Raw genomic sequence first — 17,029 nt, forward strand, 5'->3', positions numbered from 1 at the left:
GCGTGACAGCTTATCCACTCGCAAGCATGGATTTGTCTTTGTTAGTGCATCGCTACCGTTAATTTCTTTGGTCTAAATGTAAGAACCATACTTGCAGACCAACAAGTCAAGTCAATTTAAATTTAGGAGAATTTGCACAATGAGAAAGATGCTCGTTGCATTGCTATTAGTGCTGGCTTTGACTCTATCACTAGGTCAGGAAAAAGCGTTAGCTGACTGTAGCAACGAAACAATAAATACGGGTGCAGCAACCGTTGTTACTCAATTGTACGAAAGCCAGTGTGCGATTCTTGGTTGGAGTAGTGGTGCGATCACAAAAGATATGACGGCTAACTGCTGCGGTCCATCTGCAGTAATCAGAGTTAACGGAAATGACTGGAATAAACTTGTTGGTGAGGGAAAACTAGATGGTCTTCGCTATGTACGCGTGTCCAAGAATAATGATGGTGCGTATGTGATCGAGCCAAGAAAAGTGACTACTGGCGGTAAACCTGTGACGATAGCAGGAGGGGATTTTTTCAAGTAAAGAAAACATCGAACTTAGAAATTTCTAGCAAGTGAGTATAGTTGCGTTAGCCGATGAAGTTAAGCTAGGTATCGGGTTCTGTTGCAAAACTTGTCCGATCCCAGACGCCGATTGCTTCCCCTAAATCTCGATCGCTAGCCAAGAAAACTTTCACTCAGCAACGCCAGAGTTACCACAAAACTCTAGCAAGTATCATTACTTTAGGACTTACGCAAGTCTCGCAAGTATTAAGGTACTCTACTATTTCAAACAATCGATCGCCGCCCTATAACGAAAGTAGTAGAGTACCCTACAAGTCAATAGAAATGAGCCACTTGCGTAATTTGTTTACTTGTCAGGCACTACTAACTTTCAAAATTAAAGTAGGCGGACATCAATAAAAACAAAATCAAGAAACCCGGTTTTTGTAGGCAATCCCCCGGCGGTTGCCCTCGGGTTTCTTTGCAGTCTTTACCTAGCAGCAATCATTCCCGTTTGGCGCGCGTAGTCAAACAACCCTCCGGCATCTATTACCGGGCCTACTTCTCCTAAAGGTTTGAGCGAGAAAGTTCGATCGAGAGTGTGGTTGACAATTACCTCTGCTTTAAAGTCGATCGTCACTTCTTGGCCCGTAGCAAACAAGTCGCAGAGCCGATCGACTGATTCGATCGGATACAATTCGCCAGTAGCCGAGCAATTGCGAAAGAAAATGCGCGCGTAAGACAAAGCCACCACCGCTGTGACGCCGGCGGCCCCCAGAGCGATCGGAGCGTGCTCCCGCGAAGAACCGCAGCCAAAATTTTCGCCGGCTATGATAATCGGATACCGGGTTTTCTGTTCGCCGGATTCGATAAACTTACCGTAGCGATCGGGCAACCCAATCATCGCGTAACTGCCTAGTTTCTCGTACTCGTCCGGCTTCGAGGGAACCAGGGTCAGGTATTCGGCAGGGATAATTTGATCTGTATCGATGTTGTCATCTACAACAAAAATTTGACCGCTAATTACTTTACCCATAGTTTATTTCCTGTTAGCCTCGCTTGATGCTGTGGTGATAATTTTAAGTGGATCGGTATGCAAGATTTGCATCTGTTCATTTTAACCTGGCAGTGTCAGTGATAACCTGTATGAGTAAAAATTAGATCCGAGACTTTGGGTTAACAACTAACAGATTGCTAAGCGTCAAGATAGTTTTATGACCAATCCAATTGATGACATTGCTCGACAAGCTCGCGAGGGCTCGGTTGCATCGATTATTCAAATCCTTAATGACAAACTGGCACAGGTAGGGGTGAGGGCCAGAGCCGTGTTTGCTGAGGGGGTGCTGCAACTGCTGTGCGAAGCTGCAACACCCCAATTGCTCGAACAGTCTAGTTTGGTCGATCGAGTCCGAGAAATTTTGGAGGGCATTTCGCCCCGCAATATTCGCCGAGTCAACATCAACAGCCGGCTTGTCCGAGAACACCAACTGCTGTGGCTCGAAGAAATTAGCCGCGATCCGGAGAATCAACTGCTGTGGTCTCAAGAAATTAAACTCAGAAAGCCCAATTTGTTCAAGCGTTTGGCTACCGCCCATCACGAACGCCAAGCTTTGGCAGGGAAGCGGGCTTTGCCGAGAATGGCTGTACCTCGATCGATGCAGCAACCGCGGCAATTTGAGCGCGGTATCGTCGGTGGCATCAGCTTGACTGTGCTGTTGCTCGGGGCAGCGGCCGCCATCTACAAAGGGCTTAATTCCCAAGTGCTAAACAGCACACAAGCCACAACCCAAGCAGTTGCCACTGCCCCTCCCTCGCAGGCAAAACCTGCTGTGAAAATTTCTCAGGAGACTGCTAATTCCGCTGTGGACTCTTTTGCACAAGCAGTGCGAGTCGCCTCGCAAGCAGCTACCGACGGCAAAACCGCTCAATCTCGCGAGGATTGGTTATTCGTAGCTGCTAAGTGGCAGCAAGCTTCGGATTTGATGGCCGCCGTGCCCTCCCAGCATCCCCGCTACACAACGGCTCTGAACCGGACGGTACTTTACCGCCAAAATAGCGATAAAGCCCAACAGGAAGCACAAAATAAGTAAGCAGGTAAGTCGGATAAATTTAACAATAGAGTGGGTTCGGCTGCTGTAGGAGTTGTGAAAAATGAGTTTTTGAGCAAAAACTCGAAAACTCTCAAATATGTTATGAGTGATAATTTTTTGATTTTGAATTTTTGCGATCGGCGTCACTCGATCGGCAGATTTGTATCACAATAAAAATTTGTTAGGCTCACAAACTTAAATAGGAAACATCACAGAGTGAGGAGAGGGGTGTCACTAAGCGGTCTCTAGAAAAGCTTCATACTACCCATAACGGTCAAAATTAGCGGGAATAGGATTTTATCCTCATCCGGTAAAGGATGGTAAAGTTCATCCCCTACAGATCGAAGGGTAGAAAACAGGAAAATAGAACTCGGTCAGATCTGGGTATATTTTCACATATCTAGTGACCCGCCGACAGGCTGCGCAAACACAGAAAGCAGGCTCATAACAGTCAAGCCGACAGTTATGGATAGGTTCTCTATTTGCAGCGGGAGCCGGCTCAAACATCTTAGAATAAAGGCTTGGTTGCCATGATCGATCGCCAGGGAAATCAAGACTTTACTTCGATCGACAGATCGCCGTTAGAGTCTTGCACTTTGCTTTTACCGCAAATCCCAGAACCACTATCAGTCCAAAAATTTCTGGATCGTCTTATGCAGTACCAGGTCGATCCCGCCCTTCTCGGGCGACAAATTTGCCAAATTCTCGCGACCAGCTTCGATCGAGAAATCCTGCTGCTGCAAATAGCAAATACTTTGGGGGTTGCTTGTCAGGCAGATTTCTGTTTGGTTGCTGCTGTCGTTGACCAGAAAGTAGTAAATCCGAATGCTTGCTGGCAAAATAGAAGCGATCGCCCAAATGCTGGCGGTGCAGCAGCGGATTCAACTCCTACACCCGAACACTTCCAAACCACAAAATTAAAATCGCCTAGCATATCACTCGAACATCCCGTCTTGGCAAACGTGCTAGCAGACGGCGAGATAGTGGCGATATCCGACTATCTCGATAGTCCGACACCTTCATCGCCCAATTCCCCTGTGACACCGCTGCCTTTTCGAGCAATTTTGGCAGGGCCTGTGCGATTTGGAGGGGCTGTAAATGGCTTGATGATTGTGGGTAAGTCGCAACCTCACGAGTGGTCGGCAGGCGATCGGCAGCGCCTTGAAACAGCATCAGACGCGATCGGCATCGCGATTTATCAGATTCAAAAAAATCAAGAAATTGCCAATTTAAATCAACAGTTACAGCAACAAACTAAATACAAAAATCTCATCGGAGCAGTTGCTACATCGATCGATACGAGTTCCGAACTCGATCGAGTTTTGCAACAAGTTCTTGAAAATACCGTCGATACCCTGGAAGTAGATAGAGGTCAAATCCTGCTGTTGAAATATACAGACTCTATCTTAAAGCCTTCCGCCCCCAATCAAACACCCAAAGCAAAAATTGTATTAGTTTGCGAATCTGTTTTGACAAAAAATGAAATAAAACAAGCAATAGAACAAAGCGAGGCGGCGAAACAAAGCTCGACAGCTAAAACAAAAAATAAGGAGAAAACTGCTAATTCTAAATCCACAACTCCCAACTCAAAACCAAATAACTTTTCCGCTTTTTGGATGTCGGAATCGAATTTGTGCGAAAAAGCATTCCACAGCGCACCCAAACCCCTCGCCCTCGCTGACGCAGGCGAATTAATCGGCAAGGAACAACAGAGCACCGCAGAAATCTTGAAACTCGAAGGCATTCGCGCCATGCTGTTGGTTCCCCTCACGGGCGATCGCTCCCAGGAAACCGTCTTGGGGTTCTTGATTTTGCAGCACTCCCAGCAGCGCGCTTGGATACCTGAAGAATTGGAAGTTCTAGAATTAGTCGGCGCTCAAGCGAGCAGGGCGATTATCCAAACTCAAACGCTCAAGGAAGCGCAAACCCTAGTCGAAGATAGAAGCGCTCAGTTGCAGCAAAGTCTCGACGTGCAGGCGAAACTTTACGAACAATCTGCCATTCAACTAGAGCAACTGCGCAAATTGAAGCTAATTAAAGACGAGTTTCTCAGCACGATGAGTCACGAGTTGCGCACCCCTTTAACAATCATGAAGCTGGCGATTCTGATGCTCAAACAAGCTGAAGGGCCGTTGGCGAGTCGGGCTAAGTATCTCGACATTCTAGAGCAGCAGTGTTCTAAGCAAACCTCTCTGGTTAACGATTTGCTGGCCCTCAAGCAGTTTGAGCCTCAACAAGCCCCTATTTCTCTACTCAAAATCGATCTCAAGCGTTTAATTCAAGATTTAGCTGGGGATTTTGAGAAACAGTGGGTCGATAAGGAATTGACTCTGAAGGTGGATTTGCCCAAGTTTGCTCCTTGCTTAGAAACCGACCCGGACAGTCTCAAGCGGGTGCTGCTGGAACTGCTGACAAATGCTGGAAAATACTCGGCTTCTGGAACAGCGGTAGTTTTCGAGGCGTCTGAGGCGGCCGACTGTATTGTCCTGAGCGTTTCTAATTTGGGGCCAGGCATTTCTGCTGCTGATTTGCCCCACATCTTTGAAAAGTTCCGCCGCGGTACTGGCATTACTGACCAAGCTATCGCCGGTACGGGTTTGGGTCTGGCGCTGGTAAAGTGTTTAGTGCAGCACTTGAATGGTACTATTGATGTGTCTAGCTGTCCGGCAGAAAGTTCAGAAGCTGACAAGTTGTGGCGCACATCTTTTACTCTGACTCTGCCGCAATTTGCAGCGGAACTTTGTAATCTAGAAGAATAGTTGGGTGGAGAAGCTGCCCTTAATTGGCAGCGAACAGGCGAAGACTTGCCAGAAGAGGGAGATTTGGAAATATTGCAAACGCTATAAAATCCTCCTTTTTGATTTGTTTTTCTGGTTGCCGGTCTACATTGTCGATTCTCCATTGCTAGTTCTCCCCAGAACTTATATGATGTCCACTTATTTGCCCGTAATTAGCCGGTGTTTGCAGTGAGTACGATCGTCCTCTATTTATGAATTAATCAGGACACTCCTGGACGCAAAAACCCGGTTTGTTGACGTAATTTGGTCATATACGCTCGAGCGCGACAACGAGAAACCGGGTTTTTTGGGAAGCGCGCGTCCAGGACCGAAGAACTTGCATTCCTGACGGCGAACTTAATTATGATTGTATAACTGGAGATGATATCACCCAGTATTGACCAAAAAAACCGAGTTTATTAACTGTTTCAAAAGCCTGCAACGCATCTTGTCGTACAAGCCTGTTTTTGCGTCCAGGAATGTCATATAAAAATTGTCGCGGTGCATGGAACTCGATCGCCCTTATTATGCTCACAAAAGCTGCACCTAAAACCCTGCGTTGGCAACGTTCTAAATATTCGCCGCTGGCACGACAAATAGACGTTTTTGCAGCGGCGGGAAAGTTTATGTTTTTTTTGTGGTGGGATGGACTGCTGCAAAATAATTCTCCTCATACTAGAAGAATTCGGGCTCATTGGTTGGTCAATACTTTGCTGAATTTAGGCCCGACTTTTATTAAAATTGGGCAGTCTCTCTCGACTCGGGCGGATTTGCTGCCGCTTGAGTATGTGAAGGAACTCGAACAGTTGCAGGATCGGGTTCCTCAGTTTAGTTCCGAAGAGGCGATCGCTCTTGTAGAATCAGAGTTAGGCAAGGATATTTATGCTTTGTACCGCGATTTTGACCCCTCGCCGATTGCTGCTGCGAGTCTGGGACAGGTGCACAAAGCGAGGCTGCACACCGGGGAAGATGTGATTGTGAAGGTGCAGCGTCCGGGTTTGGAAAGTTTATTTGATTTGGATATGAAGGCGGTGCGCCAAGTGATGCGTTTTTGCGATCGCTATTTGCCTGGGACGCGCAAGTACGACCTGGAATCTATTTATCACGAGTTTTTTAAGATTTTATATCAAGAAATTGACTACGTGCAAGAAGGTAAAAATTCCGACCGCTTTAGCCATAATTTTCGAGAATATCCTCAGATTATTGTCCCGAAAGTCTACTGGCAATACACGACTAAAAAAGTGCTGACTGTAGAATACGCACCAGGAATTAAGGTAGACGACCGCATTAGTTTAGAGGCGATTGGAGTAGATATTGCGAAGCTAAATCAACTCGGAATTTGCTGTTATTTGAAGCAGTTGTTAATTGACGGTTTTTTTCAAGCTGACCCGCATCCTGGCAATTTGGCGGTGACAGAAGATGGCAGCTTGATTTTTTATGATTTTGGGATGATGGCTGAGGTTAAGTCTCTGGCTAAAGACCAAATGGTCAAGACTTTTTTTGGTGTGCTGAGAAAGGATACTGACGAGGTACTCAATACTTTAATTACTATGGGCTTAGTTGAGCCGATGCCGGATATGATGCCGGTGCGCCGGCTGATTGCTTTTTTGTTGGATAAGTTTATCGATAAGCCGATCGACTTTCAAGCTTTTAATGAAATCAAGAACGAACTTTACATCATGTTCGAGCAGCAACCGTTTCGCTTGCCCGCACAAATGATGTTTATTGTCAAGTCGGTGACGACTCTCGACGGCATTGCTAGAACTCTCGACCCTCACTACAATTTCATAGCATCCGCTCAGCCTTTTGTCAAGAGTATTGCGGTGAGCAAGGGGCGGGGAAATGCGATCGGAGAATTGGCAAGGCAAGCGCGAAGTTTTATTACATATAAGTTGCAGCAGCCAAGTAAAGCGGAAGTTTTTTTCAAACGTTTAGAGAAGCGGATAGAAGATGGCGAGTTGCAAATTAGAGTGCGAAATATCGAGAGCGAAAGAGCCTTGAAACGCATTAATTTAGCCCTGAGAACTCTAATTTTTGCTTGTCTGACAGGTTTTGTGTTTCTGTCGGGTGCTGTGCTGCTGGTGGGCGGATATCAAACGGGGGCGATCGCAGCTTTTGCTGTTTCGGGATTCGGCGGTTTGTTTTTGCTGCGATCGCTGTTAGATTTGTTGGTTAAGGAAAAGCTCGATCGAATGGTCGATCGATAAATATACTTGGTAATTGGGAATTGCGATCGCAGTCAATCGATTTTCGATTTTCGATTTTCGATTTTCGATTGACTTGCGCGAGATAAATGCTCTTTCTTGAGGATTTTCGATTTTCGATTTTGGATCGATCCCACTGATCGATCGCGTGGCGGGTACCATCAAGAAATTTTTGGTCAGGACTTTAGTCCTCATTAAAAAGACTAAAGTCCTGACTGCAAACTGCCGGAAATTCGAGCGGCTAAGTCGATCGCGAAAACAGTTTTTGAAAGTGCCTGGATGCTCTACAATCGGGAAAAGTTCAGCGAGGCTACACAACTGTTTGAGGATTGTGTGCGTTTAAATCCGGCCGATGGGGTAGCTGAAATTTATCTCCATCGCTGCCGACAACAATTATAAAAGTAAGTAGAACGGCGTAAATATTTGTAGTTGGAATGAGGCAGGAGGCAGCTATGCTGAAGGCAGGAGGGAAGAGGGTTTCAGCCTCATTTATTTTTCTTAACACAGTTGTGTTTTTTCCCACAGACTTACTTAATATAGCCAAAAGCTTTACCGATGCCACCGACTCCAAAAATACCAATTAAAGGATAGGGATCTTCAATCATCGAACTTTCTAGCGTTTGCAGTTGCTGTTGACGATCGTCAAACCGGGAAAAGTCGATCGCTTCACCGTCATCTTGCTGAGCTTGTTGCGATTGTTCGTAGCGACGCAAAACAGCTTGAATATTGCCCTTGGAGACTGGTTCGCACAATATTTGAGAGAGAGTTCGCCACAACTGCGAACCCACTTGTTTGATGTATAGCAATCCTAAATGATTCAGATAAATTTGTAGGGGTAGTGCCTTTCTTTGCCTACCCCCTATCTATCGGGCAACCGGGCGTGGGATTGCCCCTACAATAATTATGCAAATGATGCGAGGATTGCTATAGTCCTATTCGTAACCTAGCTACTGGGAAATTTCCGAGTAGGAATGTTCCGCCTAAGTTTCCAGAAATACAGCAGATTGCAAATCGTTGAGTTTTTGTCCGTGGTTAGCAGCTTGTAAAAGCCGATCGACTATTGTCAGCGCTTCTTGTCCGCTTATCGCCACTACCTTGACTTATTATTTTTAGTTTACTGGCTTCTTCACCCGCTTGCCAGTAGCGTTTCAGAAAACTGTATAAAAACTTTACAAAAGTAACTCACTTTTTCTCACCGACAGGGCGATCGGGCTTTGGTTATCAATTTAATAGCCAGCTTTTAAAACAAGCTGTACTTACTTGAGGTAAATTATGGCTATTAATCATAAGGTTCCGTATTTCAATCAAGAAGATAACGAGATTGAACCTTTGCGTACCTGCGGTCCTGCGAGTGCAGCAATGTGCTTAAAGTATTTTAATGTTCCAGATGTAGGTTCCTTCCCACAGTACGAAGATGACGTTAAAGCACGTTTTGATAGACTTGGCATAGATCACGGTGCTCCCGATGGAATCAGGAGGTTATTAGAAGGTTTAGGGCTAAGAGATAATTTGACCATGAAGGGAAGTCTCTCAGACATTACTCGATCTCTTGATTCTGGTGAAATATGTATATTGCATGGCTTTTGGACGAACAGCGGTCACATTTTGGTTATTCGTGGTTATAACGACAACGGTGACTTTTTTGTGAACGATCCACATGGAGAATGGTTCTACGGTGGGTATAGTATGAATTCACGATTTTCACCAGATAATAAAGGTGAAAATAAACTATACAGTCGCAGGTTGATCTCCTCTGCTGGTAATGCCTTTAGCCTGCGCCAAGCTTTGCATTTTTATGACAATTGGGATAGTAGCAAGATCGAATCTACTGCAACAATGTGGCTACATAGAGTTTCTCACGAGCAAGGAGGCGGCCCTAACCCCGGCGATATATCAGGAAAACAAGATGGGCTATCAAAAAAAATTGGGGAAATCTTGAAAAATAACCGAGTAATTAAGTTGGACGAACTCACTGCTGACAAAGAATTAGTTCGGGAAATCCAAAGCCGACTTAATGCTATTGGTCTGCTGAAATTGTCTGATGTAGATGGAAAATTTGGGAATGTTACTAAGAATGCGCTAACTCGTTTTTGCGATTCAGTATTCCTCAACAACATGGATACTGGCTTATTTGGGAAGACATTCTTCCAAAAACTTATGGATCGCCGGGGTACGCCTATTGTAACTAATTTTCCGATCGATCCGCCAGGTTCTTTGCCGAAAAAACTTGCGATCGCACTTAAATTCACCTTGAAATGGGAAGGAGGCTTTGTCGATAACCTAGTTGATTTAGGCGGGCCGACAAACAAAGGAATTACCCAGGACACTTATAACACCTACAGGATCGACAAAGGACTGCGCACCAAGGAGGTGGAGTTTATTGAGGACACCGAAGTGATGGAAATCTACTCCGAGATGTATTGGAAACCATCTCAGGCTGATTCAATGATATTGCCTCTAGCTATAGTGCATTTTGATACTGCTGTCTTGTTTGGTGTCACGGGTGCTATTTTGTTTTTACAGGAAGCATTAGGAGTTGGCGTTGATGGAATTTTTGGGCTGCAAACTGAAAGTGGACTGCGAGTTAACAATAACAAAGAAACAGCCTTGAATATTATCGATGGCAGAATTGCTTACCATCACAGGAGAGTTAGAGAAAACTCTTCCCAAGATGTCTTTTTGCAGGGTTGGCTGAACCGTGCTAATGACTTGAGAGCTTTTATCACAGGGCTGTAGAGAAAACTGAACTAAATTCGGCAAAAGGTCTGTCCGTTATATTGAGTCGCGATCGCATCTGCTTTTAAAGGCAAGGTGCGATCGCTCTCCAACTTGATTGTCAATACTAATTTTTTCCTTATGTAAACAGGTTTTAAACCATGAACTTACCCGCGATGTTGAATGTGGCTATTGGCTTGTTTTTCATTTACTTAATTCTCAGTCTTTTAGTTTCAGGCATTCAAGAATTAATTGCTACAGTTCTAGAATGGAGAGCTAAACAATTGAAAGAAGCCATCCAAATTATACTTGGTGACAATGAAGCAAATGATCCGTCCGCTAAACAAGCCCAAAAAATTGCTAATGAGCTGTGGAATCATCCTCTGATTCGATCTCTGAATCAAAGAAAAATTCTTCGAGGTTCTGTCGGTCCTTCCTATATTTCTTCAAAAATGTTTGCGGCAACCTTGCTGGAAATTATCCAAACTGATTACGATTTTAACGCTTCAGGAACAATTGATGACATCGTAGAATCAATCAAGGAGAATAAAAAACTAGACCCAGAAATACAACGGCGGATTTATTCTATCGCTTTAATAGCTCAAAGGAAAGCTAGTGCTAGTGAGAAGGGAATTAAGTCTTTAGAAAAGGAGATCAGAATTTGGTTCGATCAGTCGATGGAGCGAGCATCTGGTGTCTACAATCGGAATGTTAAGGGGTTTACTTTTTTGATTGGCTTGGTAGTTACACTGGCGCTCAATGCTGATACATTCCACATCCTTGAAAGATTAAACAAAGATACTGCTTTGCGCTCTAGTATCAATCAACTTGCCGCTAAAGTTGTTGCTGAAAATAAGGAGCCGAGTTTAAATCAAATTAACAGCTATTTGGATAATATAACTATGCCTCTTGGCTGGTCTACAAGGGAACAATTTAAAAACCAAGTCAATCCCCGATATCCCGCTAAACCTCAACTTGGGGATTGGGTATTAGGAATCATCAAACTTATCTTTGGTTGGCTGTTGAGTGCTGGGGCTATAGCGATGGGTGCGCCCTTTTGGTTCGATCTGCTAGGTAAATTTATTAACGTCCGTAATGCTGGTCAAGTACCTGAATCAACATCTAAGGATAAGCCTAGTTGAGCAAGGTTTGGTGAAAAGCTTTAGCAAGATCCCTCCTGTCACTACTCAAGTCAGCAAAGCCTTTGATTAGCTGTTAAATAGCGATCGCCCCTTGCTTGATTAACCCGTCATGCGATCGCATTTCCTCACCTATCCATCGTTTCACCAGACAACAGGAGATGCCGATAGCAGACAATAACGGGACTTAGGAATCAAAACTAAAGAAACCGGGTTTTTGCCGTTGCTGCGGGCTCTCACCAAGTATTCTCGCCAAAAACCCGGTTTCTGGCCACCCGTGCGTAAGTCCTAATAGCAATAGGGGCAGGCAATATGCCTACCCCACCCACTAGATATCACTTTGATATCAGAGTTAGATTTTCAATACCCCCAGGGGAATTCGAATCCCCGTCGCATCCGTGAAAGGGATGTGTCCTAGGCCTCTAGACGATGGGGGCGCGTTGCGTTTGCTTGTGTTCCGCACCTTTATTACCTTAACTAATCTTTCCCAATTTGTCAACTACTTTGGGAAAGTTTTTTTTCTAGTCGTCCCAAAGCTCGTCACAGTAAGCTTTGAGGATACGAGCACAATTGTCGATCGCCCCCAAGTGAGCAATCTCAAAACCGTGGGTGTTCTGCGTGGGGAAAGCCAAACAAGCGGCGCGGGCCACGTGGCCGAACTTCATGGCGATCGAAGCGTCGCTCCCAAAACCGCTAATTACCGCCAACTGCACCTCTACGCCGGCTGCGGAGGCTGCTGCGCGCAGTTCCCCGTTCAACCCTTCATCGTAGACTCCGTAGCCGTCCTGAACCAACAAAACCGGGCTTTCGCCATCTTCGATCGGGTATTCTGGCGCCAGAGGGCAAATTTCCAAAGCGATCAGCGCGTCCAACTGTTGCCGCTGCGAGAAATACAAAGCGCCGATCGCCCCAACCTCCTCCTTCGCCGAAGCCACCAAATAAACATTCACCGCAGGCTCTTTCAAACATTCCGCCAGAGCCAGCAAAATCGCCACAGAAGCCTTGTTGTCGAGGGTGTAGCTCGCGATCCAATCCTTCAACCGCAGCGGGCGTTTGCGGTGCTTTCCCACCACCATCCGCGTGCCCGGTCGAATTCCGGCCTCGGCTAATTCCTCGGCGGTACATTTAGTTTCGATCCAGGCATTTTCCCAGTTGAGGGGAGTTTTTTCCTGCTGAGCTTTTTGCGGGGATTCGTGGGATACGTGGCGGCTTCCGAAGCTGAGAATGCCGCTAATTGTTTGCTTGTCGCCCAATAAATCGACCGCGCCTTCGCCGTAAACCCAAGGGAAGGCGCCGCCCAATTTACGGACTTCGACGCGGCCGCGATCGCCTATTGTTTTGACTAGGGCCCCGATTTCATCTTTGTGGGCGGTAATGGCGATCGACCTTTGGGGATTGCGGCCGGGAATTAGGACGATCGCATTGTCCGCGCGATCGACCCAAGCATTCACTCCCAGGGCGGCGAATTTTTCCATCAACCGCTGGTTAATTTCCGACTCCGCACCGCTGGGGGAGTGGATCATCACTAACTCTTCGATAGTTTGGAACAGTCGATCGAATTCTAACATTTTTGATTTTCTGGTTGGCTAGCGAAGGTTAATATACAGATAACTACGTTATTTCATTTATGTTTTTCGCTAAAATTTTTCGACTTCTGCAACGACAAACTCTGGCACGCAAATTAGGCATCAAGTTTAACAGAGTTGCTAACTTTAACTTGCCCGACAATCTGATTGTACTGGCAAAGCGCCAAAATGTAAACTTGCCTGCAGAAAAAGGCATGGATGGAGAATTTATAGAAGTGCTTTTAGACGACTGCTACGGAGTAGAACAATTATCTGAATCGCTGATGACAGTTATTGATATTGGAGCCAATGTCGGGTTGTTTCCAATTGCTGCCAGAAACAGGTTTCCCCAGGCCGTGATTCACGCCTACGAACCTAACCGCAACCTGGAAAATTACCTCAAACATCAATCTCAAATCGCAAACTTTACATATTTTATGGAAGCTGTAGGAGCCGAAGATGGTAAAGTAGTCCTCGACATTCGGGAAGTCTCGGGAAAAACCCGATCGACTGTCAGCGAAAGCGGCGACATACCGATGGTATCATTTCGCAGGGCGATCGAGCGAATTGGTGGCAGCGTGGACTTAGCCAAAGTAGACTGCGAAGGTGCAGAATGGCTGTTATTTGAAGATCGAGATACCTGGCAACTCGTGCAAAACCTTTCTGTAGAATATCACTTGTGGTCGGGTCACACTCACGCCGAAACCCGACAAGTTATTGAAAACTTAGGATTTCGGATCAGAAAGCAAATACCAATAGATAACTGGTACGGCGTGATTTTAGCATCCAGAAGCCGCTGAAGTCCTCACTACCAATTTTATAGCGGTTGCGCGATCGGCATAATATAATTTTCGACAGGTTTCAATGCAGTCAAAAAACACAAGACCGAGCAACGCGGTTTCTCAAAAAAACCGGTTGCTAAACAGATAGCTTGGGTTAAATCTTTTCTTGACCTTGATTGAAACGCTGACTTCCTTGATTTTCCTCGAAGCTAACAATAGCATCTTCGGCAAAATTGTGGAGGTCGGTGAATGGATCGCGGCTTGTTTGCAAAGGTTGTTCCTTGTTTTTGCGATCGGCAATTTCGCGCTGCAATTTGTCAATAGTCCTTTGAAAACGAGCTGCTTGCCTGAGCATTTCCTGTTCTGAAAAATCCAGCAGTTGAATCAAGTTTGCTATTTGATATTCTAGGAATTGAGTGTCATAAATATTGTTATTGTCTGCAATATTTGAGAAATTAGATGAAGGGTTAAAAACATTTTTCTCTTCGGTAATGGACAAGGCTGTTTTGACACTCAGTGCCAAATATTTAAACATTTCAGCCGTGGTTTCGGGAATTTTAACTTTCAGGAACATCACTACAGCAAACAAACTTCCCGACGGCAGAAGTCCCCCAAATCCCAACACAGACTTGATTTGGTAGGGGATAATTAAGGAATTTTGTTCGGAAATAAAGGGGCTGCCTTTTGCCTGTGATACGTGAAAAATATTTAATACTGCGGGTTCTAATTGCAGGAACCTTTCTCGCTCAATTCCGAGGACTGTAGGGATGTCTAAACCGAACTGCCGGATTATTTGCGAAATCGCCGGCATTTGAGCCACTAATTTTGTGCTAACTAACGGAATAGCTGTATTTTCTGCTGCTGTGTGCCGAGAATTCCACTGCGGTTCTGTGCCTGCTGCTGCTAGCAGAGTCCAACATTTCATGTCGGCGGCGGGGGAATTGCCTTTCATCAAGTGGCGGGCGGATTGTTGCAATGAGTCTTCTAATTCCCCGTAGGGATGAGTTTTGAACAAACGCACCAAGGCACAGGTATTTTCTCCCGTTTCCGAATCGCAAAAATGTTGGTAAATATATTTAACAATCTTTTGGCTGCTGGCTTCCATACTAGCAGTATTTCTACCTAACTGGCGCAGGACTAAGCTGCATTTCGCCATGTCTTGCGGGGTAAATAGGTTAATATTGTACATTAAAAAACGCTCTCCCTAAGCTCAAACACTCTTTCTCTTTTATCCTTAAGGCCGCTACCGCATCCGGAATGCTACTGAGAGTTTTGAACAAAGTATTACTTAAAATATGTACAAAATTTGCCCGCCAAAAGCAGCGGTTGTGTGGAAGAATACAGAAATTAAGATTAAGAATTAAGGCAAAAAAAATCTATCCAGTAGGGTGCAGACCGCCACAGAGAAGCCGATGTATAGTGTTTGAAAGGATTTTTTACGGTGAAGGAGCGTATAGGGATTAAAGAAGCGGGGTTTTTTAACCGATATCCCTCGCGTTTTACTGCACATTTTTGTAGATAAAACTCGGTTTCTGGGTAAGTCATATCAAATCCGGTAGCATCGAAATTATATTACCCACAATCAGGACACGGCGCCGTGTCCTGCGTTTATATGATTCCGGTGTTACCAGAATTGATATCATATTCACAGAAATCCTAGAAACCCAAGCTGCAATTTTTCTGGCGGGCGATCGCGCGCCGATTTGTCAAAACTTGGTACAATTTCGTCAGTCTTGGACGCAAAAACCGGGTTTTGTTACAGAGAAAAAACCCGGTTTCTTGGTATTGGTAAGCAGATGCTTCGTTCAACACTTTTAACCACCCCAAACAACTCTATGGGGCTGGTTGAGATTTGGCTTCCAGGGCATCTTTAGCCGACAATCCCTGATCTTGAACGCCAAAATACCACAAACTAGCAGCAGCTTCTGCCCGAGTCACGGATTTCTTCGGCTGAAACAGAGTAGTAAAACCAAAAACGCGGCGAATATTCGCCAAGTCTCCATTGTTGAAATCAGCTAAAACAGCCCGAGATGCCTGGGAATCAATCTTAGAAGCATCTTGAAAACCCCATTTTTCTTTCACTCCCTCAATGTTAGCTGTCGGCAAAACTTGACGAGTATCTAAAGGTACTTTCCAAAGAATCAATGTTTCGCGAGTTAAAGGTGCATCCGGGCGAAATTTCACATCTTTAGTTTCCCCCGAAAGCGAACTCGGAATTACACCGGCTTCTGCTAAACCTTGAATTGCTGAAAAATCCGGGTCAGTTTTGGGTACGTCAGAAAAGGCGGCTTCGCTAGAGTCTACTGCTAATCTAATTTGTTTGGCTTGACGGCTAGCATAAATTTGATTGTTAGCTGCTACTAACCAGCGGGCGTATTCGCGGCGAGTGACAATTTTGTTGGGTTTGGGCAAAGTGCTGGCAGTTTCTAAATTAGCATTTTCTGTCGCTCGCACTTTCAGCACTTCCAACTGAGTTAAATCTGCCACATACTGCCGCAACTGTTGAGGAATTTGGCCGTCTTGTTGGCTGACTTTTGCTGATTTTGGCGAGGCGGATGGCGTTGGAGTAGTTCCCTCTGAATTAGATGGAGTTGGTGAAGCGGTTGGAGATGCGCTAGACTCGGGATTATTAGGTTGGGGACTGGCGGCAATTGCTGACCCATCTTTGCTGTAGTCGATCGTAAATTCTGTAGAACCTCCTACTTTCTGAGTAGGAGAAAGCGACAAAGTTACCCGCAAATTATCTCGGGTTGCGACTAAAGAACCTTGTCCCTCAGCGGTTGGGGGGCTGACTATTTCCCAGTTGCGGCGCCCAAACTCTGTGGAGTAAAAGTTCTGAACCGAATTAACCGGATCTGTACTTTCCCAGCGCAGCCGCACATTTTTTTGCGACGGATCGGTTTGCCCACCAACTTCGATTAACTCAGCATTAGGATAGAGTGGAATCTCTGTCGGGAAATCGGGAGGAAGTTTGGCGGTAGAGTTTGTCTCAATTGCTGTCGCTGGTGGCGCAGAAGAGAAAACCACGGGATTTTGTTTTAATTTCGGATCGGCGGCTAATGATTCTTCGAGTGCCTTGCTGTTGGGGCTGTTTGCACAAGCTGTGACAGCAGCCAGCATACACACAGCCAGCCAAGTATTTACAGCAGCGAGTATATTGGTTTTATTGGTTTTACTGGTTTTAGATCGACCTTGAGAGTTGCCTCGCCGTTGAGTAAATATAATATTCAGCATAAATCGCCCCTTTGCGGATATATTTCTAGGCTAGCGC

At 45.4% G+C, this 17,029-nt stretch carries 12 protein-coding genes and 1 tRNA gene; 7 read left to right on the top strand and 6 right to left on the bottom strand.

Features of this window, described 5'->3' with window-relative positions; translation table 11 throughout:
- Positions 1-139 precede the first annotated feature (139 nt).
- Positions 140-526, top strand: a complete 387-nt coding sequence (locus QUA99_RS13445; protein WP_333237306.1) for a hypothetical protein — start codon at positions 140-142, stop codon at positions 524-526.
- 450 nt (positions 527-976) lie between these two features.
- Here QUA99_RS13445 and QUA99_RS13450 read toward each other — a convergent pair whose 3' ends face one another.
- Positions 977-1,522: a LeuD/DmdB family oxidoreductase small subunit gene (locus QUA99_RS13450; RefSeq protein ID WP_333237304.1), complete on the bottom strand. Its 546-nt coding sequence runs from the start codon at positions 1,520-1,522 to the stop codon at positions 977-979.
- Positions 1,523-1,700: 178 nt separating this feature from the next.
- Here QUA99_RS13450 and QUA99_RS13455 point away from each other — a divergent pair, with 178 nt between their 5' ends.
- The 3 genes from QUA99_RS13455 to QUA99_RS13465 all read left to right on the top strand — a co-directional run bounded on the left by QUA99_RS13455 (position 1,701) and on the right by QUA99_RS13465 (position 7,560).
- A complete protein-coding gene (locus QUA99_RS13455; protein WP_333237302.1) occupies positions 1,701-2,576 on the top strand; it encodes a hypothetical protein in 876 nt (291 codons plus the stop codon).
- 530 nt (positions 2,577-3,106) lie between these two features.
- Positions 3,107-5,335: a GAF domain-containing sensor histidine kinase gene (locus QUA99_RS13460; protein ID WP_333237340.1), complete on the top strand. Its 2,229-nt coding sequence runs from the start codon at positions 3,107-3,109 to the stop codon at positions 5,333-5,335.
- Positions 5,336-5,880: 545 nt separating this feature from the next.
- A complete protein-coding gene (locus QUA99_RS13465) occupies positions 5,881-7,560 on the top strand; it encodes an AarF/ABC1/UbiB kinase family protein (RefSeq protein ID WP_333237338.1) in 1,680 nt (559 codons plus the stop codon).
- A 524-nt stretch (positions 7,561-8,084) separates the two neighbouring features.
- Here QUA99_RS13465 and QUA99_RS13470 read toward each other — a convergent pair.
- Positions 8,085-8,363, bottom strand: a complete 279-nt coding sequence (locus tag QUA99_RS13470; RefSeq protein ID WP_333237300.1) for a hypothetical protein — start codon at positions 8,361-8,363, stop codon at positions 8,085-8,087.
- 466 nt (positions 8,364-8,829) lie between these two features.
- Here QUA99_RS13470 and QUA99_RS13475 point away from each other — a divergent pair, with 466 nt between their 5' ends.
- Together QUA99_RS13475 and QUA99_RS13480 are read left to right on the top strand one after the other, a co-directional pair.
- Positions 8,830-10,293 carry a glycosyl hydrolase 108 family protein gene (locus QUA99_RS13475; RefSeq protein WP_333237298.1) on the top strand — a complete coding sequence of 488 codons (1,464 nt, stop codon included), beginning with the start codon at positions 8,830-8,832 and terminating at the stop codon, positions 10,291-10,293.
- Positions 10,294-10,433: 140 nt separating this feature from the next.
- Complete coding sequence (locus QUA99_RS13480; protein ID WP_333237296.1) at positions 10,434-11,414, top strand: hypothetical protein; 981 nt, start codon at positions 10,434-10,436, stop codon at positions 11,412-11,414.
- Positions 11,415-11,775: 361 nt separating this feature from the next.
- Here QUA99_RS13480 and QUA99_RS13485 read toward each other — a convergent pair.
- Both QUA99_RS13485 and QUA99_RS13490 read right to left on the bottom strand, forming a co-directional pair.
- A tRNA-Glu gene (locus QUA99_RS13485) sits at positions 11,776-11,848 on the bottom strand.
- 84 nt (positions 11,849-11,932) lie between these two features.
- Positions 11,933-12,979 carry a M42 family peptidase gene (locus QUA99_RS13490; RefSeq protein ID WP_333237294.1) on the bottom strand — a complete coding sequence of 349 codons (1,047 nt, stop codon included), beginning with the start codon at positions 12,977-12,979 and terminating at the stop codon, positions 11,933-11,935.
- Positions 12,980-13,038: 59 nt separating this feature from the next.
- Between QUA99_RS13490 and QUA99_RS13495 the strand changes: the two genes are divergently transcribed.
- Positions 13,039-13,776 (top strand): FkbM family methyltransferase, encoded by a 738-nt coding sequence (locus QUA99_RS13495; RefSeq protein WP_333237292.1) that lies wholly within the window; start codon positions 13,039-13,041, stop codon positions 13,774-13,776.
- A gap of 136 nt (positions 13,777-13,912) precedes the next feature.
- Here QUA99_RS13495 and QUA99_RS13500 read toward each other — a convergent pair whose 3' ends face one another.
- Both QUA99_RS13500 and QUA99_RS13505 read right to left on the bottom strand, forming a co-directional pair.
- The gene (locus QUA99_RS13500) at positions 13,913-14,947 is read right to left on the bottom strand and encodes a histidine kinase (RefSeq protein ID WP_333237290.1); all 1,035 of its coding nucleotides are present in this window, start codon (positions 14,945-14,947) and stop codon (positions 13,913-13,915) included.
- A gap of 644 nt (positions 14,948-15,591) precedes the next feature.
- Entirely contained in the window at positions 15,592-16,992 is a 1,401-nt protein-coding gene (locus QUA99_RS13505; RefSeq protein WP_333237288.1) for an S-layer homology domain-containing protein, read from the bottom strand.
- Between the last annotated feature and the right edge of the window lie 37 nt (positions 16,993-17,029).

Origin of the sequence: Microcoleus sp. F10-B2 (assembly GCF_036704965.1) — a bacterium.
In the GTDB taxonomy this organism is placed as follows: Bacteria; Cyanobacteriota; Cyanobacteriia; order Cyanobacteriales; family Microcoleaceae; genus Microcoleus.

Excerpts from the sequence above, each read along its gene's own strand:
- QUA99_RS13445 (WP_333237306.1), top strand. The coding sequence starts at position 140 with ATGAGAAAGATGCTCGTTGCATTGCTATTAGTGCTGGCTTTGACTCTA.
- QUA99_RS13450 (WP_333237304.1), bottom strand. The coding sequence starts at position 1,522 with ATGGGTAAAGTAATTAGCGGTCAAATTTTTGTTGTAGATGACAACATC.
- QUA99_RS13455 (WP_333237302.1), top strand. The coding sequence starts at position 1,701 with ATGACCAATCCAATTGATGACATTGCTCGACAAGCTCGCGAGGGCTCG.
- QUA99_RS13460 (WP_333237340.1), top strand. The coding sequence starts at position 3,107 with ATGATCGATCGCCAGGGAAATCAAGACTTTACTTCGATCGACAGATCG.
- QUA99_RS13465 (WP_333237338.1), top strand. The coding sequence starts at position 5,881 with ATGCTCACAAAAGCTGCACCTAAAACCCTGCGTTGGCAACGTTCTAAA.
- QUA99_RS13475 (WP_333237298.1), top strand. The coding sequence starts at position 8,830 with ATGGCTATTAATCATAAGGTTCCGTATTTCAATCAAGAAGATAACGAG.
- QUA99_RS13480 (WP_333237296.1), top strand. The coding sequence starts at position 10,434 with ATGAACTTACCCGCGATGTTGAATGTGGCTATTGGCTTGTTTTTCATT.
- QUA99_RS13490 (WP_333237294.1), bottom strand. The coding sequence starts at position 12,979 with ATGTTAGAATTCGATCGACTGTTCCAAACTATCGAAGAGTTAGTGATG.
- QUA99_RS13495 (WP_333237292.1), top strand. The coding sequence starts at position 13,039 with ATGTTTTTCGCTAAAATTTTTCGACTTCTGCAACGACAAACTCTGGCA.
- QUA99_RS13500 (WP_333237290.1), bottom strand. The coding sequence starts at position 14,947 with ATGTACAATATTAACCTATTTACCCCGCAAGACATGGCGAAATGCAGC.
- QUA99_RS13505 (WP_333237288.1), bottom strand. The coding sequence starts at position 16,992 with ATGCTGAATATTATATTTACTCAACGGCGAGGCAACTCTCAAGGTCGA.